The sequence below is a fragment of the Candidatus Nomurabacteria bacterium genome (assembly GCA_023898425.1).
GTDB lineage: Bacteria > Patescibacteriota > Patescibacteriia > 2-12-FULL-60-25 > 2-12-FULL-60-25 > HK-STAS-PATE-2.
Window position 1 is genome coordinate 494,120 of record CP060222.1, and the last position, 24,042, is coordinate 518,161.

Consider the following 24,042-nt stretch of genomic DNA (forward strand, 5'->3'; position numbering starts at 1 on the left):
TTTTCTTCATCGTAATTAGCTTTATTGATTTCTAACCTATGAACCTCCTCACTTCTTATCGCTGGTTGCGTGAATACGTTGACCTTGGCAAAACAACAGCTGAAGAATTCGCTGAACGCGTTTCGCTTTCTGGTCCGGGCGTAGAGCAGCTTATCCCTCAAGGCAAAGATCTTGAGAATATTGTTATTGGTAAAATTCTTCGCATCGAAGAGCATCCAAAAGCACAAAAATTACGCTTGCCGATTGTTGATATTGGTGGACGCGAACTCACCATTGTTTGCGGTGGTACCAATATCGTCGAAGGTCAGCTTGTTGCGGTGGCACTGGTTGGCGCAAGTGTGCGTTGGCACGGAGAAGGGGAGCTAATCGTGCTTGAACCAATCGAAATTCGCGGCGTAAAGAGCGAAGGGATGATTTGTGCGGCAAATGAGATTGGTTTATTTGACGCGTTTCCACACGGAGATGGAGAAATTTTAGATCTTGGTAAAAGCATCCCAGAATTATCTGTTGGACTTGGCACACCACTTGCTGATGCGCTTGGATTATCTGATGACACCGTCATGGACATCGAAGTTACGACCAATCGTCCTGATGCGATGGGAATGGTCGGTATGGCGCGTGAAGCATCTGCCATTTTAGACGCAGACTTCACCTGGAAAGCCCCAAAACTCCCATCAAAAATCAAAGTTTGCGAAAAGCTCGAAGTAAACGTCGAAGAAAAAGAGCTCGCACCTCGCTATATGGCGGTGCGTATGGATGGCGTAAAGGTCACCGACTCTCCATGGTGGATTAAACGTCTCCTGCTTGGTGCTGGAGTACGTCCACATAATAACGTCGTAGATATCACAAATTTGATTCGTCTTGAGCTTGGCCAACCGATGCATGCTTTTGATGCGGGCAAACTCGTTGGTGATACGCTTCACATTCGCAAAGCCAAAGCAGGAGAGAAGATCGCTGCACTTGATGGCATTACATACGAACTAAGCGAAACAAATCTTGTTATTGCTGATGATGAGCAACCTCAATGCATTGCAGGCATTATGGGTGGCGAACACTCTGCTATCACGACTGATACCGTGAGCGTTATTTTTGAAGCGGCAACATTTGATCCTGTCTTTACTCGTCGAAGTGCGCGTAAACTCAATGTCTACAGCGACTCGCAAAAACTTTTCGAAAAAGGCCTCTCAACACAAGCGCCAGAATTTGCGCGCTCGCTCGTGCCATTGAGATGTGTAAGGAGCTTTGTGGAGGAGATGTTTCAAGCGAAATCGTCGACAAGATGGCTCACGTCTATAAACCTCAAGAATTCTCCGTAAAAACCGAGCAGGTTACCACGCTCATTGGCTTACCTATCGAAGACAAAGAGATGTTGAGCTCCCTCAAGAAGCTTGGCTTTGATGCATCCATTAAAAAAGGTGTCTTAACAGCCGAAGTACCTTGGTGGCGTGACCACGATATCGAGTCAGGTCGTGATTTTATCGAAGAGATTGCACGTTTGCGTGGCTATGCGCATCTACCGGCGGTGTTTCCGGCGGGTATTTCGAATCGTCGTATTACCAAGCAACAAGTTATCGAGAAAAAGACACGCACGATTCTTAAAGGCGCTGGTTTAAGCGAAGCGTTTACCTATTCATTTGTGTCAGGAGACATGATGAAGAAAGCAGGTTTTGATCCAAGTCACATGTTGAGAATCGATAACCCTCTCACCACCGACTTTGAGTTCATGCGTGCATCGCTCTTACCATCCATGCTCGAAACGATTAGCGAAAATCATGAGCGTCGCAAAGAGCTCGCATTCTTTGAGATGGCACATATCTACCTCAATACGAGTGAAACTGGTACATGGAATGATCTCCTCAAGAAACCATGCAATTATCCCTTGGTATTTTGAGCGATGATGCAGCCTGGAAAAAAGCAAAAGGCGCTACTGAACATCTTCTAAAAGAACTCGGCATTAAAAATGTGACTTGGAAGAAACATGAAAGCGATCCATTCTGGCACCCAGGACGTTCTGCTCAAGGATTTGTTGGCGAACATCTCGTCGCAACAATTGGTGAAATCCATCCAGAACTTCGTGAGCGTTATAAGTTTGAAGGTCGTGTTGCCTTAGCCGATATCTCCGTCAAAGAATTAGCTGAGCTTGCCTCCCACGCTGACTATCAACCAATGAATGCCTACCCTGAGGTTAAGCGTGATCTCGCCTTTATCTTGGATAGCTCCATCGAGGTTCAGTCGATTGTAGACTCTATCAAACAACTCAATCCACTCATCAGACAAGCAGAATGGTTTGATACCTATAAAGGCAAGGGGATTGCACCAGGCAAAAAATCTGTCGCTATCCGCGTGACGATCGGATCTACCGAGCGCACACTTGAATCAAGCGAAACCGAGAAAGTCATTGAAGACATAAAAGAACACGTTACCAAAGAGTATCGTGCAGAAAGCAGAAGTTAGTTCAATTAAAAACGCCGATAAGGCGTTTTTGCTACATAAAGCCATTTTACTATATCAATTATGTCTATTTTACTGTTGACAAAAGTGTCATTTTATGGTATTATTTCGCGTTGACTACAGGAGTATTCTGCTTCTAAGTCATCACGATTTATGCCGTTTTGCGGCAGAAAGAGGGTTCGAATGTCCTTTTCAAGCAAGATTCTATTGGCGTTTTGCGCCTTCGTTGCCCTCATGGGCTGCGAAAGTCGCAGAGTAGATGTCTACATCCATGAAGCAACCGGCTGTGAGTCCGACGCGGACTGCGACGCCGTCTATGGCGGTGACACGTTCACCTGGTGCGACATGGAGGCCGGCAACGGCACCTGTCACTACGAAACGTACTACGAGTACGAGATTCCGAATTGCTACAGCGATCTGGACTGCGACGACGGTGACAGCACCTCATCCGACACGTGTAACGCTAATGGGTGTACGCACGTGATCCGTGAAGTCGAAGTCATCGAGGTTTCGGCTCCTTCCGAAGGAGCCAACATCACCGCAACATTTGCCACCGAAGGACGGCTCACGATCGTCGACGGAAACACCTGGGGTCACCTCGGCGATCTCACCATCACGGCCAATAACACCATTGGACGACGCCAAATCCTTGGCATCGTCTTCAGTGGCGCGAACGCCGGCGCGTGGTCGGGAGTTGCTCTGGCGCAAAACGGAGCGGTCGTGAATACGGCCGTTCCGGTGTCCACCGGCTCCTTTCGAAGCAGTATCGTCTTCAACTTCGACAGCCTCTTCCTAGCGGCTGGCGAAACGATGACCTACCAAGTCTGGGGCAAGACGGACGAGACGTATTTCACCTCGACGTCGAGGTCGGATCCGACCGTCTCGCTCTCACTCGATGGCTTGCGTATGAATGGCAACGCAGAAGATATCATCGTCTCTGAAGAGAGCGGTACCTTCTGGACCATGCTACGCAAAACCAAGCCCACGGTGACGCGCCAAGCGCTCGCAACCACGACGCTCGGCAATACGACACAGGATCTGTACAGAATGCAGATCAGTGCCGACGCCCATGGCTCGGTCGAGGTGCATAGCCTCGCCTTCGAGCTCGACGGCAACTCGACAAATCTCGCACTATCACACTTCGAAGTCCGCGTCGGCAGCCAACCGCTCCCTCCCAGCGACTACACCGTTCGCGGCGAGGTTGGACTCACCGACTATAGGACGAGCGGACTAGCGTTGGGAGATGGAGCTATTCTCATCATCCACTTCATCAATCCGCAAATTGTGACGGGTTCGGGAGTGGTTCTGACGCTCAGCGCCACTATCTCTGGTACACAGAGCGGCGATCAGGTCACGATCCGCCCCTATACCAGTGCGCCTTGGGGACACGTCGCAAGCGGATGGATGAATGCCGCCGGACGTCTCGTCTTCTCGAGCGAGGAGGTCTATACCTCTTCAATCGTCTGGCGTGACGGTGCCCATAACTTCAGCGACACGCTTGGTCACTGGGCTTACGGCGACTACGATATCTTGGACCTTACTCAGGTCCAAGTACTGACCCGCTAGTCAGCCCGACAACTCACTACCCCCACCCTCTGATTTCCGTTCTGGAATGACGAGGGTGGGGGATCAGTAATGAAGGCTTTACAACGATGTAGAGCTTTCATCTCTGGTTTCAATGCCGTTTCACGGCAGAAAGTTAAGGTTTATATGTCCTTTTACAGGTTCGCCCTCATGTTCTGCGCCCTTACCATTGGCTGCAATAGTGCTCCTATGGAGGAATTCATCCATGAGTCGGCAGGATGTCAAACAAGTGAAGACTGCGACCTACAGTACGGGCCCAATACCCGTATTTGGTGCACCGTTAGCACGGATGGCGGCACCTGCCACTATCAAACATCCTTTGATCGTGAAGCTCCAGGCTGTGTAAGCGACCAAGACTGCGATGACAGCGACCCGATATCTCTGGATTCATGTGAAGCAAACGGCTGTAGACATGTTTTTTCTGGGCTCGAAATTTATTTCGAGCCCATTAGTAGCGTCCTGACTAGCAATAGCGAGGTGTGGCAGAAAATCGGTACGGTCACACTCGTCAGCGCTATCACGCGTCGTATCGACTACCTGGCTCTAAATTCAGTTGTAATGGATCTTGAGACAGGTACCGGTATTGTTGACACAGCCTTTGTAGGAGATCGAATTTTTGATTCTTTTGCACTCGCGCAGGAAGGTAACGTTCGCGTGACAGCCCCAAATACGGGCCTTAACCGAGTTGAGTTCTTCACGCCAGATTTCTTCGTGGAGCTAGCCCCTGGGCATTCCGCATCCTTAGAGCTCTGGGCTAAGGTCAACCCTTCCTACCACGCCATCTTCCCTGATGACGGTGTGGCGGCACGAGTCACCCTTGCGGCGATCAGTGATCGCAATGGCCAAACCTTCTACGGGAATCCGTTCTCTCGTCCGTCGGTGAGTGTGATTCATCGCAGCAAGCCTAGCCTATTGAGGCAGGCCATCGCAACAACGAGGATCAGCAATGGTCCACAGCAAGATCTCTACCGGGTGCAAATCACTGCCGATCCAAATGGACCCGTTCGTGTTTACTCACTGAACTTTATCCTCAACGGATCTACGCTCGGCGGAACGGTCGGAAACTTCTCTCTAAGGAGAGGGCGGTCCAAATTCCCAACGAGGATGCAGAGATCGTCTATTGGGCCCACGAATCCGGTGAGTGGGTAAAAACGAGCCTTGCTTCTGGAATAGAAGTGTCACCTAGTGATACGGAGTTCTGGATCAACGTGATCTTTCGGGAGCCGTTGATCATCACGAGCAGCGGCATCGTTCTAACTCTCTCGGCTTCTACATCTGGTTTTGTAGATGGAGACTCGCTGAGCACGACAATTGAGGAGTAGGGCTCGATGGTGTTTGTGGAACAGACGGTACTATCGTCCGCGGTCCCGACACCAATCCGATCGTCTGGCGCACTTCTGCCATCGTATGGGACGATTTCGGAATGAATGGTTCCTGCTTCGGCACAACTTCTATCGGGACCCTCACATGGGTCACAACGCTGACCCGCTAGTCAGCCCAACAACTCTGAAGACCCCCACCCTCCGATTTCTGTTCTGGAATGACGAGGGTGGGGGATCAGCAATGAAGGCTTTACATGGTAGTAGAGCTTTCATCTCTGGTTTAACGCCGTTTCACGGCAGAAAGAGGGTTCGAATGTCCTTTTCCAGCAAGCTTTTCCTGGCGCTTTGCGCCGCGTTCGCCCTCATGGGCTGCCAGGACCACCGGGTGGATGTCTACATCCACGAGGATACGGGCTGTCAGTCCGACGCGGACTGCGACGAGGCGTATGGCGATGACACGATCGCCTCGTGCATCCAAGAGACGGGCGCTTGTCGCTACGTCACGACAAACGTGACGGAGGTCGAAGCACCTCCTTGCTTCACCGATGCAGAGTATGCTGACGACAACGCGTCGTCGGCAGACACCTGCGACGAAGGCACTTGTATTCATACCGTCCGTCTGGGCGGTGTGAGCACAATCGTGTTCGGCACGCAAAGGATGTACGGGGAGTATGCCGCTCCCTATGTTTCGTCGACAACAATCTCGACGGAGATCGAGTCCCCGCAGCTATTGGGGACGTTCCAGATCATCAATGATTCTGGAAGCGAGTTCGTCATCGACGAACTCGACTTCGGCGCAACGACCGCCCTCGGCCACTGTGCCGAGGTAACAGCCGACTATCGGTACTACACAGAATTTGTGTACGAACCGATAGAGGGACTGGAGCTTAGCGAGGAAGGCCTCATCCTGAACTTCGACGCCGTGTCAATCCCGGCATCCGAGATGGTCTGGATTGGCCTTTACTGCCGCGTGAACGCGGCAACAGAGGCCGCTGAGGCGGTACTTTTCACTCCGCGCTGGGAGTGGAACCCTGACATCCCCGTGTACACGGACAGCGCGCCTGTCATCGTGTACTTCAACTAACTTCGAGCCCCCACCCTCCGATTTCCGTTCTGGAATGACGAGGGTGGGGGATTTCTATTATTTAAATATATGTATTAACGTCAACAACTTACTTGACAAAATGACTATTCTATGGTATTATATTGCCATGAATAAATACTTGTCATCCCTATCTTTGGCTATTATCGGTACATTAACGATTAGCTCACAAGCGCTTGCAGCGCCAGGTGTTGTGTATAAAAAACGTTTGTCATTACCAACTGTTCCAACATCTATTATCTCACAAGCGGAGAAGTCCTTGTGGCGTCTCCCGACAGAAAAAAGCACAAAACTTGGTCAGCCAGTATTTGAAAACTTTACGAATCTAAAAACAAATCCTCCTGTTTTTATAGGTGAAAAAGACTGTTCGGGCGTCACGTATCGCGCATGGTCTGTAACCGTTGATTTAGAGACGGAAAGAAAAAATCATCCGACGTTACTTCCTTATTCTCGTTATTATAAAGATGCAGACGGTATTTACGAGCAACAGAAATATCTTTTTGAAGCAAGAACACCCGAGGAGGTGAAATGGCATATTGATACAACGAAAAATGTTCGCTACTCAACGGAGCCATTCTTTTCTTGTAGAAACAAAGACGTTGTCTTGGAGTACTCTGTAAGAGATTTAGAGAGTGAGCGTCCATACTACGCACCAAGATTTTTAAAACCGTAAATTATAACGGCTTTGCAAATTCAAATTCTTGGAATACAGGAGCTGCGCAAATTCCTAATAACTACAATACGGAGTCTGTTATCGTTGACGGTATTAAGCAATATCCTGGGCAGTTAACGGTAGGATACACTAGCTATCAAACTACTGGCGACAGTAGAGTGATGTCAGCGGACGTAAAAAACGGTTTTCATCTCCATACATTGCCTCATTATCGAGACCTCACACAGATTACACAAAGTGATACCAAAGTAATTTACGCGAACTTCTACCGCTTATCTGACGGCTATGGTGTTGTTGAAACAACATATGACTATACAGTGGACAGAGCTGCGCCAAAGATCACCTATTATCGTATTCGCAATGGTGAGGCCCGTTATTCTGTTGTAGATTCTTTGCCATTCGAGAGTCGCTCCGTGATTATCACGTACGATAAAGGTGTCACGATGTTTTCAGGTGCTAAGACCCTTGAAAGCTACTACCTTGGCTACCCATACTTTGGCAAAACTGACGCCTACTTGATTCACGGTATAGCTTCTGGTCATCTTGGCCCTGAAGCCGTTTACCAAGTAATCCCGTCAATCCTCTGGGAAACCGATGCTCAAGTGTATACACGTTACATGATCACTGATCGTATCACAGGCAAACAACAGTATTGGGAAGCAACAGTGAATAAACAATAAAAAAAATTAATTTGTGAAAACAAAAACTCCTCCGATATTTTTCGGAGGAGTTTTTTGTCCACACAATTTTTCTGAAGAGAAATTTTTTCATGTTAAAATTCTTTTTGTCGAAAGGAGAAATTGTGACGCGATATCAGCGCAAACCTACGAGCTCAATTCTTCCAACGTCACACTCTGACATTGGCGCGCCGATATCAAGCAAAGATTCAGGCGTTGCAAAAATTGCACTCTATAAAGTACATGTTCTTATTCTTCACGAGAATACAACGCCGCAATATTGTACAGGCAAGCTCTATATTAGACATGGACACTACCAACTTGAGTCTCATTTCTTTTTTACCTCTCTCGACATCGAACTTGATTCGTTGCCGGTGGTGAGCCTAGAAAGAAAACTAACAAGTGGTATCGGTGCACGCTATGAACATATCGACGACCTCGGTGAAAAACATCAAGCGCGTGTTATGATCTTTGACACGTCCGAAAATGCTATGACCTGGCAAAACGATTTTCTTTGTAAGACTTCACACTGAGAGAGCGCGACAAACGCTCTCTTTCTTATTGACAAAAGCGTTGAATAAAGGTAATAGATTATAGACAAGCGTTTCCCCGAAAGGGCGGTGTCATGGGCCAACGAGGCAGTAAATATGAGTTTTACTTTAACTTGCTCGACCAAGGAGTTCCTGCCTGGAATACCTGGCGCAAAGATCATCCAGACAAGATTATTGATCTATCTGGGGCAAATCTTAACTACCTAGATCTAAGCAAGGTAAACTTCTCAAAAGTGAACCTCGACAATGCACGTTTTCAAGGTACAAACTTTAGAGATGCTGACTTTCAGCTATCATCGTTACGTTTCGTCAATATCTATCGCTGTACGCTTGATGGTGCAAATTTTTATGGCGTTAAGTCGTCTTTTGTCACTATTGTTGATACTTCACTTGCTACTGTTCAAGGCAAAGAATTTCTCAATGGTGCACTTTGTCGAACGTCACGTTCTTCTATGCTTTAATCCTGACAAGACGGATGCCTCCTGCATCCGTTTTATTGTTCTCAATAGTGTAGACAAAAACATCAAAATCAGTTACTGTCTTGCCTGCTGCAAAAATGTGGCCGGTTCCTAAATCAAATAGAAAAGGTGATGTGTGAGTCGTCTTATTCTCCCAATCTACACAGTCGTTGATAATGGCGAAGATTCTGATGTCACCATTGGTGTATTCAGATCTTTCGAGAAACAAGCTACTCTGACGATTAAGCCTGCGCACAATGGAGAGCCTTTTATCCTCGATATCAGCCAACCCAAAGCCTTCTTGCAACGGCTCGTTGATCACAAGGCAATCTTTTTGCGACAACCAATAAAGGACGAGCCTCTTAAGTTATTTGCTCTACAAATATTTTCTGACGAGAGTACGGCAAAGAAAGCTCTTGCTGATAAAATGCTTTCGACGGTTGATGCTCATAGCGACCCAGCTCACGCTTAACGAGCAAAATCTACTGACAGCGCACAACTCGTGCGCTGTTTCTCTTTCTAGATTCTTTTTCTTTCTCTGCAATGTTGCTATACTCTTTTCATATGTACATTTCTCTTCAAGATCTTTTACTTATTGCTGGCATCGTCTCTTTGTTGTTTGTTGCTGGTTTTTTAAGCTGGACACTCTATGAAGCAGCGCGTCTACTTCGTAACGTAAACTATATTGCAAATATTATCCGCCGAGGCACAGAAAAAGCAGAAGACCTTGTAAATCTCGTTGGCGATAAGCTTACTGGTCTTGCTGGATACTCAGGTATGGCAGCAAAAGCAGGGGAGAAGGTGCTTGGATATATCATGGACCATATGGAGACAGACTCCGCGCCAACAAAAAAAAGAGCCAAAAGAAAGATGCCAAGTCTAACGGATTTAGATGAGGAGTAATCATCTCCCTCATTCCCTCTTCTTTAAATAAAGAAGAGGGAGGCCAGAATCAGTCGCCCTTCTTTAACAAAGAAGGGGCAGGGGATGATTCGGTTACGAAGAATAAGTAGGTTGCAAAAGCGGTACCCAACGGGTACCTTTTTGTTACTAAATCTGTTTCTCCGCAGGCCTTGCGCCGACAGCGGAAACATACCCTATGGCTGACCAAATCCCTCAAGAGGCTGAAATAAAGCCTCGTTCTCCATTTGTGCAGCTTCATGCGCATTCGATGTATTCATTATCTGATGCTATGGGGAGTCCTGATGACATCGTAAAGCATGCCCTAAGCCTTGGATACGATGCACTAGCTCTTACCGATCACAATGGACTTTATTCTGCGATCGAATTTTACGAGTCAGGCAAAAAGCACGGTCTCAAAACCATTGTTGGCGTAGAGGTTAATGTCGCACCAAATAAACATACGGATAAACGCGCTGGTATTGATCAACATACCACGCATCTCACTTTACTCGCAGAAACCAATGAGGGGTATCACAATCTTTTGCGTTTAGTTTCTATTTCAAATATCGATGGTTTTTACTATCGTCCACGTGTTGATAAAGAGCTTTTAAAAAAACACAACGAAGGCATCATTGCATTGTCGGGTTGTCTCAAGGGCGAAATCCCAAAAGCAATCCACATGCATGACGAAGAAAAAGCGCTTAAGTCTGTTGAGGAGTTTAAAGAGATCTTTCGTCCAGATTGTTTTTTTATCGAACTCATTCATCATCCAGAGTCTCCAACACAAAATGAAGTCAATGAAGGACTTATTGCTTTAGCCAAAAAAACCGATCTCCCCGTTGTTGCAACGCGTAATGTTCATTATCTGGTAGAAGAAGACCGCGAAGCACAAGATGTTTTATGCTGTATTCACGATGGTAAAATCTTGGATGATCCACGTCGTTCTACCATGTCGAGCCTTGATCTCTCGATGTGTCCACCCGAATACATGGTGGAGGCATTTGTAGATTTACCAGAGGCCATCGAAAATACACGAAAGATTGCTGATCGTTGCAATGTCGAAATTGAACTTGGGGTAAACCACTTGCCTAAGTTTGATGTTCCAGAAGGGGAGACGGAGTTTACTCAATTAAAAAAACTTTGTGAGATTGGCCTTCTTGAACGTTATCCGGATCCTGAGCAACTCGTAAAAGCAAAAGAACGTCTTACCTTTGAGCTTGAGACGATTGAGCGCATGGGTTTTGCTGCCTACTTTTTGATTGTAGCGGACTATATTAACTGGGCAAAAGACCACGATGTGATTGTAGGGCCCGGCCGTGGATCAGCCGCAGGCTCCATTGTTGCCTATGCGCTAAAAATCACAAACCTAGATCCGCTCTATTACGGATTACTCTTTGAGCGTTTTTTAAATCCGGATCGTATCTCAATGCCTGATATTGATACCGATTTTGATGATGTAAAACGTAAAGATGTTATTGAGTATGTGACACAAAAATACGGAGCTGACCGTGTAGCGGGTATTATTACTTTTGGTACTATGGCGGCTCGTGCTGCTGTGCGTGATGTGGGTCGTGTATTAGACATGCCTTATGCTGATGTCGATAAAGTAGCTAAAGCGATTCCGCCACCTCAACAAGGTAGACATATCCCATTAAAAGTCTCTAAAGAAGAAGCGCCGGAGTTGCGTGACATGTACCAAAACGATCCACGTATTAAGCGTTTGATCGATTTAGCGATTCGTCTCGAAGGTACAACACGCCATGCCTCACAGCATGCCTGTGGCATTGTGATTGCTCCTGAGGCGCTCTCTGAACTCTCCCCACTCCAAAAGGCACAGGGTGGTGATGTTGATCAGGTTGTGCAATATGCCAACCATTCCGCCGAAGTGACAGGATTATTAAAGATGGATTTTTTGGGTCTCTCTAACTTATCAGTCATCCGTGATTGTCTTGAGATTACAGAGGCGGTTTATGGTGACGTGATTGATATTAACGAGATACCACTTGATGATCCAAAAACGTACGAGCTATTAGGAAAAGGGGAGACGACTGGTGTTTTTCAACTCGAGTCAGATGGCATGAAAAAGTATATCCGTGAATTACGTCCATCTGTCATCGAAGATATTATCGCTATGGTGGCGCTGTATCGTCCTGGTCCGATGCAATTTATCGAATCCTTTATTAATCGTAAGCATGGACGCGAAAAGGTGACCTTCATGCATGAGCTCACCAAAAGCGCCCTTCAAAACACCTATGGTATTCCGGTGTATCAAGAGCAAGTGATGCAAGTGGCCAAAGACATGGCCGGTTTTACTCCTGGAGAAGCTGACACCCTCCGTAAAGCGATGGGTAAGAAGATCGCAAAACTCATGGCCGAGCTACGCGTAAAGTTTATCGAAGGCTCCATCAAAAAAGGCGTGGAGGCAAAAACAGCTGAGGCGATTTTTACCCAGTTTGAAGAGTTTGCTGCCTATGGCTTTAATAAGTCACATGCGGCTTGTTATGCATTGATTGCTTATCAAACAGCCTATTTAAAAGCGCATTATCCAGATGCATTTATGGCGGCGCTCTTAAATAGCGACATTAACAATATTGATCGTATTACGATCGAGGTCGAGGAGTGTAAGCGCATGAATATGCCGGTATTACCACCGGATGTAAATGAATCATTCGCGCGCTTTGCCGTTGTTAAGGGCAAAAACTCGCTTCGCTTTGGTCTTGCTGCGGTAAAAGGGCTCGGTGAAGATATTTCTGAAGCAATCATCAAGAAGAAAAAACCAATGGATCATTTAAAGATCTCGAGGACTTTGTTACGCGCATGGATCCATTTGGTTTAAATCGTAGGTCACTAGAAGCCCTTATTAAATCTGGTGCGCTTGATCGTTTTGAGGATCGCAATCAACTTTATTTTAACATTGAGATTATCTTGCAATATCAAAAACGCATGACGCAAGAAACAAATTCGGGGCAATTTAATCTCTTTGCGCTCTCAAGCGAAACAGCGGCACGCGATAGACTCACTTTAAAACCTGCGCCTCCAGCCATCACACGAGACATTCTTACATGGGAAAAGGAGCTATTAGGCCTCTACCTTTCTTCTCATCCGTTTAAAGAATACGCCGATAGACTTGGCGATCTTGTCCATCCAATCTCCAACTTACCAAAATTTGTTGCCGAAAAGTCCGTACGCACCGCAGGAACCTTTACCATCGCAAAAAAGATCCTGACAAAAGCAGGAGAGCCGATGGTCTTTGCCAAGCTCGAAGATATGACGGGGGATATCGAAGCCGTGATCTTTCCACGAACCTATAAAGAAAAGCCCGAGCTATGGAATACCGATAATTCCGTTGTGCTCCATGGGCGCGTTCAAGATAAAGACGGCGAATGGAAGTTTCTTGTTGAATCCGGTTATCCACTTACACCTGATAATATAGATACTGTCATTGATCACTTACAAACACAGAGTGGTAAGCGCATTGATCCACGATTAGAACCAGACGCACCGCTCCCCAAAAAGCGTGCTGAGCAAGCCATCTCGATCTATTTACGAGCGCATTTACCACCAAGCATTCTCCATCGTATTCGTGAGCTTTTTGATCAGAATCCGGGCCGTTACCGCGTTTACTTTGTCGTTGATAATGCTGGAGGCAAGCAAAAGGTCTTATCAAGTTATCGTATTCGTTTTGATGATGCGATCTCTAAAGAGTTAGAGCAGACACTTGGCCCTGACACCGTAAAGGTAGAAACAGGGGAGTGAACTGTGGTATAATCCGCTTTGACTATGGCTCGCACTTTGAAGAAACGTTCTTCACCCACTCAACATGATGTAGATCATCATTTTGGCATGTCGAAAAAAAGCACCACTTTTTGGGCGGTGCTTACGATTATTGCTTTTCCCATAGGGCTGTTAGCAGCAGGCGCTGCGAATGCCTCATCATTACAAGCGTTCATCACCGGTGTCGTCGCTTGTTTTGCGGTGCTCTTTGCCAATGCAGCTGCCGATGGCCGTCTGTGGATGTTTCATCCCAGTTGGAAAGAACGCTTTGACCATCCTGAGTTTTCTTATCGTCTAGCGATTTTTTCTGGCGCCGTCCTCCTAATGATACAAACAATATTCCTGGTCTTTGTTCTCTTTGGATCTACCGGAAACAAGGCCATGTTAATGCTTGTCTTCGAGCGAGAATGTATGGCGCCAAGATATGGAATAGAAGTATTTTGTCAGTCATTAGAAACAACCATGAACACACTACCTCGGTAGTGTGTTCTGTTTTTGAGTCATAAAAATGTGCTAGGGGTGATTCTGTCTGCACGGCATGCTATTATGCAATGTATGCGGATAACTTTTTTTGGCGCCTCACGTGAAGTCACTGGCTCTTGTTACCTTGTAGAAAGCGCAAAAGGCAAAATCCTTATTGATTGCGGGATGTTTCAAGGCTGTAAACTCTGCGGAGCGCAAAACTTTGCTGACTTTCCTTTTAATGCCTCAGAAATCGATGCGGTTTGCATCACTCATGCGCATTTAGATCATACTGGCCGTATCCCAAAGCTTATGAAGGCCGGTTTTCGCGGTAAAGTATATGCGACACCTCCATCAGTAAAACTAGCCTCTCTTGTATTAGAAGACGCCTACAAAATCATGGATTCGGATTATCGACGCGAATATCGACCAAAGCTCTACGAAGAAGAGGATATTGCGAGAGCTCTCAAAAGCTTCGTTGGCGTTGAGTATTTAAAACCTATTACCATCAAAGACCTCACTATTACCTTTAAAGACGCGGGTCATATTTTTGGTAGTTCATTTATCGAAGTACGCGAGAAAAATGGAGGGTCAGCTGCTTTTTCGGGCGACCTAGGCAATGACGGTGCACAGATTTTAAAAGAAACAAATGCCCTAGGCGCTGTAGATGCACTTATCATTGAATCCACCTATGGCAATCGTATCCATGAAGACGAGAAGACAAGGGAGTCTAAATTAAGAACGGTCATTGAAAGAACAATAAAACAAAAAGGCGTTCTTATTATCCCAGCATTTGCGATCGAACGCACCCAGCAATTACTCTATGAGATGAATCATCTTGTCGAAAATCGCATTATCCCACGCGTGGATACCTATTTAGATAGCCCAATGGCCATTAAAGCGACCGACATCGTAAAAGAGTACCCACAATATTACGATCAAGAAGCATTTAAACTTGTCGCAAGTGGTGACGATATGTTTGATTTTCCGGGCTTAACACTCGCACTAACAAAAGACGAATCCAAGCTTATTAACTCTGCACCAAAACCAAAGATTATCATCTCTGGCTCTGGCATGATGAATGGCGGCCGAGTATTACATCACTTGATTCGTTATTTGAGCAGTCCATCAACGACGGTATTAATTATTGGCTATCAAGCCGAAGGTACGCTAGGCAGACAACTCTATCACGGAGACAAGTCAGTAGAGATTTATGGGGAGCGGGTAAGTGTAAAAGCAAAGATCGAAAGTATTGGGGCGTATAGTGCTCACGCCGATCAAAATAAACTTGTGAGCTGGGTAGCAAATGCTGAGGCAAAACCTAAGCGTATTTTCTGCACCCATGGAGAAGAGGGCGCGGCAATAGCCCTCGCGACGCGTTTACAAAAAGAACTTGGTATTATTAGTGACGCGCCACGTTATGGTGATAGCTTTACCGTATGAGCGCTATCTTTTTTGCCATTATTGGGCATCTTGCCAATGCCATTGCCTCGCTCATTGATAAACTTCTTTTAGAGACTGGTTTTAAACACCCTGCGACGTATGCGGTTGCAATAGGTGGGCTCTCTACAATCACCTTATTCGCTTGGCCATTTTTCAGCTTTCCAACGTTAAGCTGGCAAATCATTGCGCATGCTATTTTATTTGGCGCAGGATTCTTTCTAGGGCTATGGAGATTCTTTGCGGGATTAAAGAAAACAGAGGCAGGATCATTTGTGCCATTAACAGCAGCCGCTGTCGCACTATTTAGCCTTTCACTCGAAGTCTTTCTCGCTTGGGACTTTACTGCCTTCACGACACATCCAATGCTTTTGGGAGGTATCGTCTTGCTCGTCTCTTCGATGTTATTGATCGCCGTTACAAATCGAACCTCTGGACAAACCGTTGCGTTGCAGCCGTCATTAGAAAGTGCTGCGTTCTTTGCCATCTCATCGGTAAATGCAACGTTTCTTTATCATGAAACAGATTTCGTCCAAGGATTTTTCTTGTCACGTGTTGCTGTACTTATCTGTGTAGCACTCGCCCTTGTACTTATTACGGATGTAAGAACTGAACTTTTCCAGAAAAAAGCAAAAGAGAAGAAACCATTTAAGCTCTTTTTCGTGGGGCAAGCAATTGGAGCGGTAGGATTTTTTGGCGTGCAGTATGCACTTTCGTTGCCAGACGGATCAGCATCGGTTGTAAACGCCCTTCAGGCCGTTCAGTTTGGTGCATTAGCGATTATAACAGGGCTATTCGGCAAGTGGCTTCCACATGCTCTCAAAGAACACTGGTCGGGTATGGTTGCCTTCCTTAAGATTTTAGCATTGGTTTTTGCGGCACTTGGCTTGTCACTGATCACAAAGTAATACAGTATTGTATTTATGAAACGTTTTTCTCTTTGGCGGTATCGTTTTCTCTGCGTCTTTATTTTCACGCTGGGACTTCTGCTCGCATTTCTTTTTATTGGCTGGCCAAAGACAACAAAGCACATCACTTATGGCATCACTTGGAGCATCCCGTATGCGCAGTTTTTAGGCGTTGACTCACAGGATGGACTATCTGCCGTTTTAACGGAAATGAACATAAAACATGTACGCCTTCCTGCTTACTGGCCTCTCGTAGAACCGTCACCAGATCTTTTACAGACTGCTTGGCTAAAAGCACAGCTAGACATTGTAGAAAAAAACGGAGCAAAAGCGACGGTTGTATTAGGCGCTCGTCAACCGCGCTGGCCAGAATGCTGGATCCCTGACTGGGCGCTGGCACGAACAGAGCAAGAACAGAAAGACGCCCAGCTGGTTTATATTGATCATGTTTTTGAGACGCTTAAAGACCATCCGGCTATCAGCGCCTGGCAAATAGAAAACGAAGCTAACCTACGCTCATTTATGAAATGTCGAGGTAACGATAATGCATTTGTAAAACAAGAGATCGACCGTATACGAGCCATGGAGCAATCAAGACCAAACCCAAGACCTATTGTCACAACCGAGAGCGGAGAGCTAACAAGCTGGCTTACTTTTGCAATGAACGCCGATCAAATTGGTTTTAGTGTTTATCGTGTGGTACGTCAGCCTTCTGGTTGGGTATTTCGCTACACTCTCGTACCTCCATGGTTCTATGGACGCAAAGCCGCATTACTATCGCCATTTATCAAAAAAACTTACGTAAGTGAGTTTCAGATGGAGCCTTGGGCGACAACGGATATTCGAGAGGCCACCCCACAAGAGAATAATGAGACCTTTTCCGTAAAAGATGTTGATGCGCACTTTGATTATGCGGAAAAAATGGGCTACCAGCAGATTGATCTCTGGGGAGCTGAATGGTGGTATTGGATGAAGACGCAAAAGGGGAATGCTGACTATTGGAATGCGATAAAAGAACGCGTAAATCTAGCGCAATAATCTAAAATTCTTTGAGTTGACAATTATCGCGTATTTCTTTATAATCCGCGCATTCTCTATGTTAGACATCCGAAATATTGCGATTATCGCCCACGTTGACCACGGTAAAACAACCCTCGCCGACGCCCTCATGAAACAGTCAGATACTTTTAAAGACGCAGGTCTTGAAGGTGAGGCTATTCTTGATTCTAATGAACTCGAACGTGAGCGTGGTATTACCATTCTCGCAAAGAACATTGCCGTTATGTACAACGGCACAAAGATTAATATTGTTGACACTCCAGGTCACGCGGACTTTGGTGGTGAAGTAGAACGTATCATGAGCCTTGTAGACGGCGCTCTTTTGCTTGTTGATGCAAAAGAAGGTCCAATGCCTCAAACGCGCTTTGTATTAAAGAAGGCGATCGAAGCAGGTCATCGCATTATCGTTGTTATTAACAAGATTGATAAACCAGAAGCTCGTCTTGATTGGGTACTTGATCAAACATTTGATCTTTTCGTTACCCTTGGCGCTTCTGACGCGCAAGCTGACTTCCCAGTTGTTTACGCATCCGCAAAAAACGGTAAAGCCGGTCTAGGCATGGTTCTTGATGAAATGACTGATATCAAACCTATTTTTGAAACGGTTGTAAAAGAAATCCCTGCACCAGACGCAGACGAAAATGGCCCACTTCAAGTGTCCGTAGCGAATGTAAGCTACGACAACTATAAAGGTAAGATGGGTATTGGTCGTATTGTTCGTGGCGTTTTTCGTCCTGGTCCTGTTACTTGGATCAATCGCGCGGGTGTAAAAGCTCCTGCAAAAATCACCAACCTTTTTAGCTTTATGGGTCTTGGTAAAGTTGAAATCCAAGAAGCAAAGGCGGGGGACATTGTGTCATTTGCAGGTATTCCTGAACTTAATATCGGTGAGACTGTTGCCGATGTTGCGAACCCAGAAGCACTACCTGTTATTAAGATCGAAGAACCAACCGTCAAAATGACCTTTGGTGTAAATACTTCACCATTTGCTGGTCAAGAAGGTAAATTTACCACCTCACGTAATATCAAAGATCGCTTAACTCGCGAGCTACAAAACGACGTTGCTTTAAGCGTTGATCCTGGTAACGGTGATGCGAGCTTTATTGTCTCCGGTCGTGGTGAGCTTCATCTCTCTATTTTGATCGAAAAAATGCGTCGCGAAGGCTTTGAGCTCCAGGTATCCCGTCCTCAAGTTATTTTTAAAGAAGAAGGCGGTCAAAAGCTCGAACCATTTGAAGAAGTTTCTATCGAGTGTCCAGAGGTTTACAGCGGTGCAGCCATCGAAAAGATGGGTCGTCGCAAAGGTGAAATGAAAGACATGCGTGTTGAAAATGGTATTGCTTATCTCCAATTTGAAATCCCAACTCGTGGTCTTATTGGTTACCGTACCGAATTTATGATGGACACACGTGGACAAGGTATTATTAATACACTTTTCCTTGGCTACAAACCGTTTGTTGGTAGCATTGATGCTGCACCTCATGGCTCACTTATCTCTCATGAGACAGGCGAAACAACGGCTTACGGACTTATCGCCGCTCAAGAGCGCGGTATCATGTTTGTAAAACCTGCCACAAAAGTCTACGAAGGTATGGTGGTTGGCCAAAATGCCAAAGCAGAAGACATTGCTGTAAACGTCTGTCGTCAAAAAGCCCTTACCAATATGCGTTCTGCAGGTTCTGGTGTTGCCGATGGTCTCAATGCTCCACGTGACATGAGTCTCGAAGAAGCACTTGAATACCTTGGTGAAGACGAACTCCTCGAAGTCACCCCAGAAAATCTTCGCATTCGTAAAACCTACTTAAAAGAATTTGAACGCAAACGCGATCAACAATCTCGCGGTTAATCACCCATAAAAAACCCTGTCTTTTGACAGGGTTTTTTAAATAGAAAATGATCAAAACTCTGGTATTATAATCGAAAACTTGCGCGTTTTTTTACCATGTTCATGGTGTTGAAAGTTTTTCCACAGGCACACACTTTTTGCTTAAAAACTCAATAAATCGAAGGGTGCACAGCCTACCTCGCTATGTTATTCTTTTGAACGTTTCATTATGTCTACAAGAAATGAAGTTGTTTTAGATATCGAGACTCGTAATACGTTTCAAGACGTAGGTGCTTATAATCCTTCCTTATTAAAAATATCCCTTATTGGGTGTTATTTTTACGAAACGGACACCTATGAGTCTTTCTTAGAGGAGGACTTACCAAAGCTTTGGCCAAGACTCGAACGCGCTGACCGCATTATTGGCTATAATCTCATAGGATTCGATTACCCCTGTATGCAGCAATATTACTCGGGAGACATCATGAAGCTACCCACGGTTGATGTCTTGGTAGAAATCGAAAAGTCCTTAGGCTTTAGAGTAAAGCTCGATGATGTTGCACAAGCAACACTCGGAGTAGGGAAGTCAGGCCACGGTCTCATGGCCGTTGAATACTGGAAAAAAGGAGAGATAGACAAGCTCCGAGACTATTGTCTTCAAGATGTAAAAGTAACCAAGGATGTTTACGAACATGCCATGGAAAAAGGTTTTATCGCGGTAAATAACCGACAGGGACAAAGAATGGAAGTAAAACTCACCATCAAACCCGTTGAAGCTGTGCCAAGACAAACCATCAATCTATCCCTTGGTCTCTAAGCCCCTACAAATGTTGTTCGAACTTCGATTATCCACATCGTAAGATCGTTCGACCACTAGATCTTGTGGTATAATTCTGATTAAGCCACTAGATCTAGTGGTTGGGCGACCTTCACTCACACGCTAACTTCTGTGAATTCCGTCATTCTTGAGGCTTTTGCCTCATAAAGACGTCCTCACGGAGGGTGAAAAGGGCACCCGAACTTGATCATGCGATTTTGCGCTTCGACGCAAAAGTCTTTTTTTGCAACCCTTTTTATGACACTTCCTCACAATTCCACAGGCGAGGCTTTTGTTCCACGCCGTCGTCGTTTACAAGATGAGCGCAAAGCCATCACCCATAAGTTTCAAGTTGGCTCATGCGAAGGGTATGTTACGGTTGGTCTTTACGAAGACGGTCAGCCTGGAGAAATCTTTATCAGACTCGCAAAAGAACGCGGCGCTATTGCCGGCATGGTTGACTCACTCGCTACCGCCATCTCTATCGGATTACAGTATGGCGTGCCCCTAAAAGTTCTGGTAAATAAATTTGCTCACGCAAAATACGAACCCTCTGGTCCTACACAAAATCCAAATATTCCACATGCAGAGTCCATTGTTGATTATATCTTTCGTTGGCTTGCTCTGCGCTTTCTCACTCCAGAAGAACGCCAAACCATCGGCGTTGTAGGCGAACGCAATCATCATCAGGTACCCGTTAATAATTCCAACCAGACCTTTCTGCAGGTAGAGTAACTTAATTCTACGATACCGTCCTTTGCCTATGAGCCCACTCTTTGGAGCTTGTCCGATGCTCACGTATCGGCCTTTCTACCGCCCATTCGAATACCCCCAATACTTCGAGTTCTTTCAAAAACAAAATCAAGCCCACTGGCTACCTATTGAGGTGCCTATGGAGTCTGATATTTCAGATTTTCGTTTTAAAATGACAGACGAAGAACGCAATCTCGTTATCCAGATTTTACGTTTCTTTACCCAAGGTGATCTTGAAGTAAACAATAACTACAACTCACATTTGATCCCAGCTTTTCCGAAGCCTGAAATCAAGATGATGCTCTCTGCCTTTGCCGCAATGGAAGGTGTGCACGTGTGGGCCTACTCGTATCTCAATGATTCGCTAGGATTACCAGAAAAAGAATACTCTGCATTTTTAGAATATGATTCTATGCGGGCAAAGTATGAATATATCCAAGGCTTTGACGTGGACAGTGTAGAAGATCTTGCTATGAATCTTGCTGTTTTTGGTGCCTTTATGGAGGGGGTCAGCCTTTTTTCTTCCTTTGCTATCCTCATGAACTTTCCTCGCTTGGGCAAAATGAAGGGCGTTGGACAAATCATTACCTGGAGCATTCGTGATGAAACGCTTCATAGCCAGGGCGTATGCCAACTCTTTCGTGATTTAGTCAACGAAAACAAACATATCTGGACGCAAGACTTTCGTGACAAACTCTATAAAGCCTGTGATGACATGGTAAAACTCGAAGATAACTTTATCGATACCTGCTTCTCACTTGGCTCGGTTCCAGGTCTTAAGCCTGAAGATGTAAAACAATATATCCGTTACACTGCCGACAAAAAACTTCATGACCTCGGTCTCGACAAGGTCTATCATGTCGAGAATCCGCTTCAATGGCTTGATGTGATGGTAAACGCCAAAGAACACGCAAACTTCTTCGAAAATCGTGCTACTGAATACGCCAAAGGCGCTGTGGTAGCTGACTGGTAAACAGACATAATAACTCGTACTTTCTCGCTCATTCTTTTCACCCTTACTTATCCCTTATGGCCACATACGCTTCTGTCATCGACGCTGTTTCTGCAAACGACCTTAATGCCGCTCGTGATATTTTACTTAGCGAAGTAAAAGAGACAACAAAAAATCGTAATAGCTGGGACTGCCCTCATTATAATACCGATCGCTCTATCCAAGAGGGTATTCAGGTTACTCATGAATTTGAGACGCTCGCAACATACTTTGGTCTCGAAAATCTTCGTGATCGTTATTTTTTGCGCGGTGCCGACGGTGAGATCTGTGAAGATATCCAAAAATTCTATACACGCGTTGCAACAGGCATGTGTCGTGGTGATCGTGAGCTTGCTCAACGCCTCTATAATTACATGACTCGCTGCTGGTTTGTGCCGGCAACTCCCGTCATGATGAATATCGGCACAAGCAAAGGCCTCCCGATTTCTTGTTTCTTAAACACTGTTCCAGATACGCTCGAAGGAATCTTTGATATTTATCGCGAAAACGCCTTCTTATCAAAATACGGTGGAGGTATCGGTACTGACTGGTCACAGCTCCGTGGTCAGAACTCCCCGTTAAAGTCCTCAGGATTGCGCTCATCGGGCGTTATCCCATTTATGAAGATCATGGACTCCGAAACGATTGCTATCAGCCGTAACGGGATTCGTCGTGGCGCAGCTGCTGCTTACCTCAGCATTGACCATCCAGATATCGAAGATTTCTTGGAGATGCGCAAACCAACCGGTGGTGATATTGACCGTAAGTGCTTAAATTTGAATCATGGCATCACCGTCACGGATGAGTTCATGAAAGCCGTAGAGGAGGGGAGAGACTATGATTTGATTGATCCTCACTACAAAACGGTCGTCAAACAACTCAATGCACAAGAAATCTGGCGCAAAATCCTCACGATGCGCGCAGAAACAGGTGAGCCGTATATTATCTTTATCGATACGGTAAACAATGCTCGTCCGCAACATCACAAAGATCTTGGTCTTATGGTGCGTCAAAGTAATCTCTGTACCGAAATCGTGCTTCCTACAGACGAGACACGTACCGCGGTTTGCTGCCTTGGTAATCTCAATATCGAAAAATGGGATGAATGGAACGAAGACATCGAGCAAATCACTTACGACATCGTGACCGCGCTCGACAACAACCTCGAAGCCTTTATCGAGATGGCAGATCCTGTCGAATTTAAGAAAGCGATCAACTCAGTTAAGCACGAACGCTCTATCGGCCTTGGCGCTATGGGCTACCATGGCTACCTCATGTCTAAGATGGTGCCATTTGAAAGCATGATGGCTCGTAATATTAACAAAGAAATCTTTACGAAGTTTGCTCAATACGCACGTGCTGCATCAGAGAGACTCGGCAAAGAGCGCGGACTCCCGCTTGATGGCGGCACACGTCGCAATAGCTATGTCACCTCTATTCAACCAACAGCTTCAACGAGTTTTATCTGTAACGAAGCAACGCCCTCAATTGAGCCAATCTCAGGTAACGCCTTCTTACAAAAAACGCTCTCTGGTAGCTTCTTGTACAAAAACAAACATCTCGTACGCTTCTTAGAAGAGAAGGGGATGAATACCACCGAGATCTGGAAGCAAATCATCGCTGATAAAGGAAGCGTCGCCAATGTCGAAGGCCTCAATGACGAAGAACGCGCTGTCTTCCGCACCGCGTATGAGATGAATATGCGCGAAATCATCCAACAAGCCGCAGATCGTCAGCCGGCTATTGATCAAGCGCAGTCATTAAACGTCTTCTTTCCTACTCCTATTTCCGGTAAGTACTTGAACGACGTTCACATGCTCGCCTGGAAACTCGGCGTAAAATCGATGTACTACCTCCGCTCAGCCTCACCGATCCAAGCAGAACGCATTGACGGAAATTCTGTCAAAAGAGACGTCGCTAGTGAAGAATGTGCCGTTTGTCAGTAAAATGAATAAAACACCCGCAAAAGCGGGTGTATTATTTAATGAAAGCATTAACCCAGAGTATGACAATCAAACACTTGACATAATTAACAAGATCTGCTATTGTACCGCCAGTCGAGCAAATAGCTCTTCTAAATTTATTTGGATATCGACAGACGTAATTAACCTGTTGGTAATCCCAGAGAGTTTCTGGGCATTGGCATGCCCTTACGTGATAACTTTCAGCGCAAGCTGGTTAGTAATTACGTACGAAGTACTAGTTTACTTCGGCATACTCTCGGGTACACGATAGGCCAGAGGTGGGTGTTCACACTCCATCTGCTCGCCGAGGCGTGTACTGCCTCATTAA

Annotated in this window: 24 protein-coding genes; 23 read left to right on the forward strand and 1 reads right to left on the reverse strand. The window is 45.7% G+C overall.

Annotated elements, in window-relative coordinates:
- The first annotated feature begins 38 nt into the window (after positions 1 to 38).
- The 10 genes from H6759_02955 to H6759_03000 all read left to right on the forward strand — a co-directional run bounded on the left by H6759_02955 (position 39) and on the right by H6759_03000 (position 8,821).
- Positions 39 to 1,316, forward strand: a complete 1,278-nt coding sequence (locus tag H6759_02955) for a phenylalanine--tRNA ligase subunit beta (protein ID USN52989.1) — start codon at positions 39 to 41, stop codon at positions 1,314 to 1,316.
- Positions 1,280 to 1,891, forward strand: a complete 612-nt coding sequence (locus H6759_02960; protein USN52990.1) for a hypothetical protein — start codon at positions 1,280 to 1,282, stop codon at positions 1,889 to 1,891. The genes H6759_02955 and H6759_02960 overlap by 37 nt, the downstream gene beginning before the upstream one ends.
- Entirely contained in the window at positions 1,867 to 2,454 is a 588-nt protein-coding gene (locus H6759_02965; protein USN52991.1) for a hypothetical protein, read from the forward strand. Before H6759_02960 ends, H6759_02965 begins: the two co-directional genes overlap by 25 nt.
- 180 nt (positions 2,455 to 2,634) lie before the next feature.
- On the forward strand, positions 2,635 to 4,017 hold the full coding sequence (locus tag H6759_02970; protein ID USN52992.1) for a hypothetical protein: 1,383 nt from the start codon (positions 2,635 to 2,637) through the stop codon (positions 4,015 to 4,017).
- Positions 4,018 to 4,224: 207 nt separating this feature from the next.
- Entirely contained in the window at positions 4,225 to 5,184 is a 960-nt protein-coding gene (locus H6759_02975; GenBank protein USN52993.1) for a hypothetical protein, read from the forward strand.
- Between the two features lie 414 nt (positions 5,185 to 5,598).
- Complete coding sequence (locus H6759_02980; GenBank protein ID USN52994.1) at positions 5,599 to 6,441, forward strand: hypothetical protein; 843 nt, start codon at positions 5,599 to 5,601, stop codon at positions 6,439 to 6,441.
- A gap of 127 nt (positions 6,442 to 6,568) precedes the next feature.
- The gene (locus H6759_02985; protein ID USN52995.1) at positions 6,569 to 7,132 is read left to right on the forward strand and encodes a hypothetical protein; all 564 of its coding nucleotides are present in this window, start codon (positions 6,569 to 6,571) and stop codon (positions 7,130 to 7,132) included.
- A 161-nt stretch (positions 7,133 to 7,293) separates the two neighbouring features.
- Positions 7,294 to 7,812 (forward strand): hypothetical protein, encoded by a 519-nt coding sequence (locus tag H6759_02990; GenBank protein ID USN52996.1) that lies wholly within the window; start codon positions 7,294 to 7,296, stop codon positions 7,810 to 7,812.
- 89 nt (positions 7,813 to 7,901) lie between these two features.
- A complete protein-coding gene (locus H6759_02995) occupies positions 7,902 to 8,342 on the forward strand; it encodes a hypothetical protein (protein ID USN52997.1) in 441 nt (146 codons plus the stop codon).
- A 92-nt stretch (positions 8,343 to 8,434) separates the two neighbouring features.
- Positions 8,435 to 8,821, forward strand: a complete 387-nt coding sequence (locus H6759_03000; GenBank protein USN52998.1) for a pentapeptide repeat-containing protein — start codon at positions 8,435 to 8,437, stop codon at positions 8,819 to 8,821.
- Here H6759_03000 and H6759_03005 read toward each other — a convergent pair.
- Complete coding sequence (locus tag H6759_03005; protein USN52999.1) at positions 8,811 to 9,140, reverse strand: hypothetical protein; 330 nt, start codon at positions 9,138 to 9,140, stop codon at positions 8,811 to 8,813. The two genes, H6759_03000 and H6759_03005, sit on opposite strands and share 11 nt — an antisense overlap.
- Positions 9,141 to 9,152: 12 nt before the next feature.
- Between H6759_03005 and H6759_03010 the strand changes: the two genes are divergently transcribed.
- The 13 genes from H6759_03010 (at position 9,153) to H6759_03070 (ending at position 23,696) form a co-directional block, all read left to right on the forward strand.
- A complete protein-coding gene (locus H6759_03010; protein ID USN53000.1) occupies positions 9,153 to 9,290 on the forward strand; it encodes a hypothetical protein in 138 nt (45 codons plus the stop codon).
- A gap of 92 nt (positions 9,291 to 9,382) precedes the next feature.
- Positions 9,383 to 9,721 carry a hypothetical protein gene (locus H6759_03015; protein ID USN53001.1) on the forward strand — a complete coding sequence of 113 codons (339 nt, stop codon included), beginning with the start codon at positions 9,383 to 9,385 and terminating at the stop codon, positions 9,719 to 9,721.
- Positions 9,722 to 9,917: 196 nt separating this feature from the next.
- Entirely contained in the window at positions 9,918 to 12,557 is a 2,640-nt protein-coding gene (gene dnaE / locus H6759_03020; protein USN53002.1) for a DNA polymerase III subunit alpha, read from the forward strand.
- The gene (locus H6759_03025; protein ID USN53003.1) at positions 12,539 to 13,477 is read left to right on the forward strand and encodes a hypothetical protein; all 939 of its coding nucleotides are present in this window, start codon (positions 12,539 to 12,541) and stop codon (positions 13,475 to 13,477) included. The genes dnaE and H6759_03025 overlap by 19 nt, the downstream gene beginning before the upstream one ends.
- Positions 13,478 to 13,501: 24 nt before the next feature.
- Positions 13,502 to 13,978 carry a hypothetical protein gene (locus H6759_03030; GenBank protein ID USN53004.1) on the forward strand — a complete coding sequence of 159 codons (477 nt, stop codon included), beginning with the start codon at positions 13,502 to 13,504 and terminating at the stop codon, positions 13,976 to 13,978.
- Between the two features lie 72 nt (positions 13,979 to 14,050).
- The gene (locus H6759_03035) at positions 14,051 to 15,400 is read left to right on the forward strand and encodes an MBL fold metallo-hydrolase (protein ID USN53005.1); all 1,350 of its coding nucleotides are present in this window, start codon (positions 14,051 to 14,053) and stop codon (positions 15,398 to 15,400) included.
- Positions 15,397 to 16,305: a hypothetical protein gene (locus H6759_03040; GenBank protein ID USN53006.1), complete on the forward strand. Its 909-nt coding sequence runs from the start codon at positions 15,397 to 15,399 to the stop codon at positions 16,303 to 16,305. Before H6759_03035 ends, H6759_03040 begins: the two co-directional genes overlap by 4 nt.
- 15 nt (positions 16,306 to 16,320) lie before the next feature.
- Positions 16,321 to 17,343 (forward strand): hypothetical protein, encoded by a 1,023-nt coding sequence (locus tag H6759_03045; protein ID USN53007.1) that lies wholly within the window; start codon positions 16,321 to 16,323, stop codon positions 17,341 to 17,343.
- 58 nt (positions 17,344 to 17,401) lie between these two features.
- Positions 17,402 to 19,210 (forward strand): translational GTPase TypA, encoded by a 1,809-nt coding sequence (typA, locus tag H6759_03050; protein ID USN53008.1) that lies wholly within the window; start codon positions 17,402 to 17,404, stop codon positions 19,208 to 19,210.
- Between the two features lie 208 nt (positions 19,211 to 19,418).
- Positions 19,419 to 20,006 (forward strand): ribonuclease H-like domain-containing protein, encoded by a 588-nt coding sequence (locus H6759_03055; GenBank protein USN53009.1) that lies wholly within the window; start codon positions 19,419 to 19,421, stop codon positions 20,004 to 20,006.
- A 258-nt stretch (positions 20,007 to 20,264) separates the two neighbouring features.
- A complete protein-coding gene (locus H6759_03060) occupies positions 20,265 to 20,741 on the forward strand; it encodes a hypothetical protein (protein ID USN53010.1) in 477 nt (158 codons plus the stop codon).
- A 28-nt stretch (positions 20,742 to 20,769) separates the two neighbouring features.
- On the forward strand, positions 20,770 to 21,732 hold the full coding sequence (locus tag H6759_03065) for a ribonucleotide-diphosphate reductase subunit beta (protein USN53011.1): 963 nt from the start codon (positions 20,770 to 20,772) through the stop codon (positions 21,730 to 21,732).
- 56 nt (positions 21,733 to 21,788) lie between these two features.
- Complete coding sequence (locus H6759_03070) at positions 21,789 to 23,696, forward strand: ribonucleoside-diphosphate reductase subunit alpha (GenBank protein USN53012.1); 1,908 nt, start codon at positions 21,789 to 21,791, stop codon at positions 23,694 to 23,696.
- Positions 23,697 to 24,042: the final 346 nt, after the last annotated feature.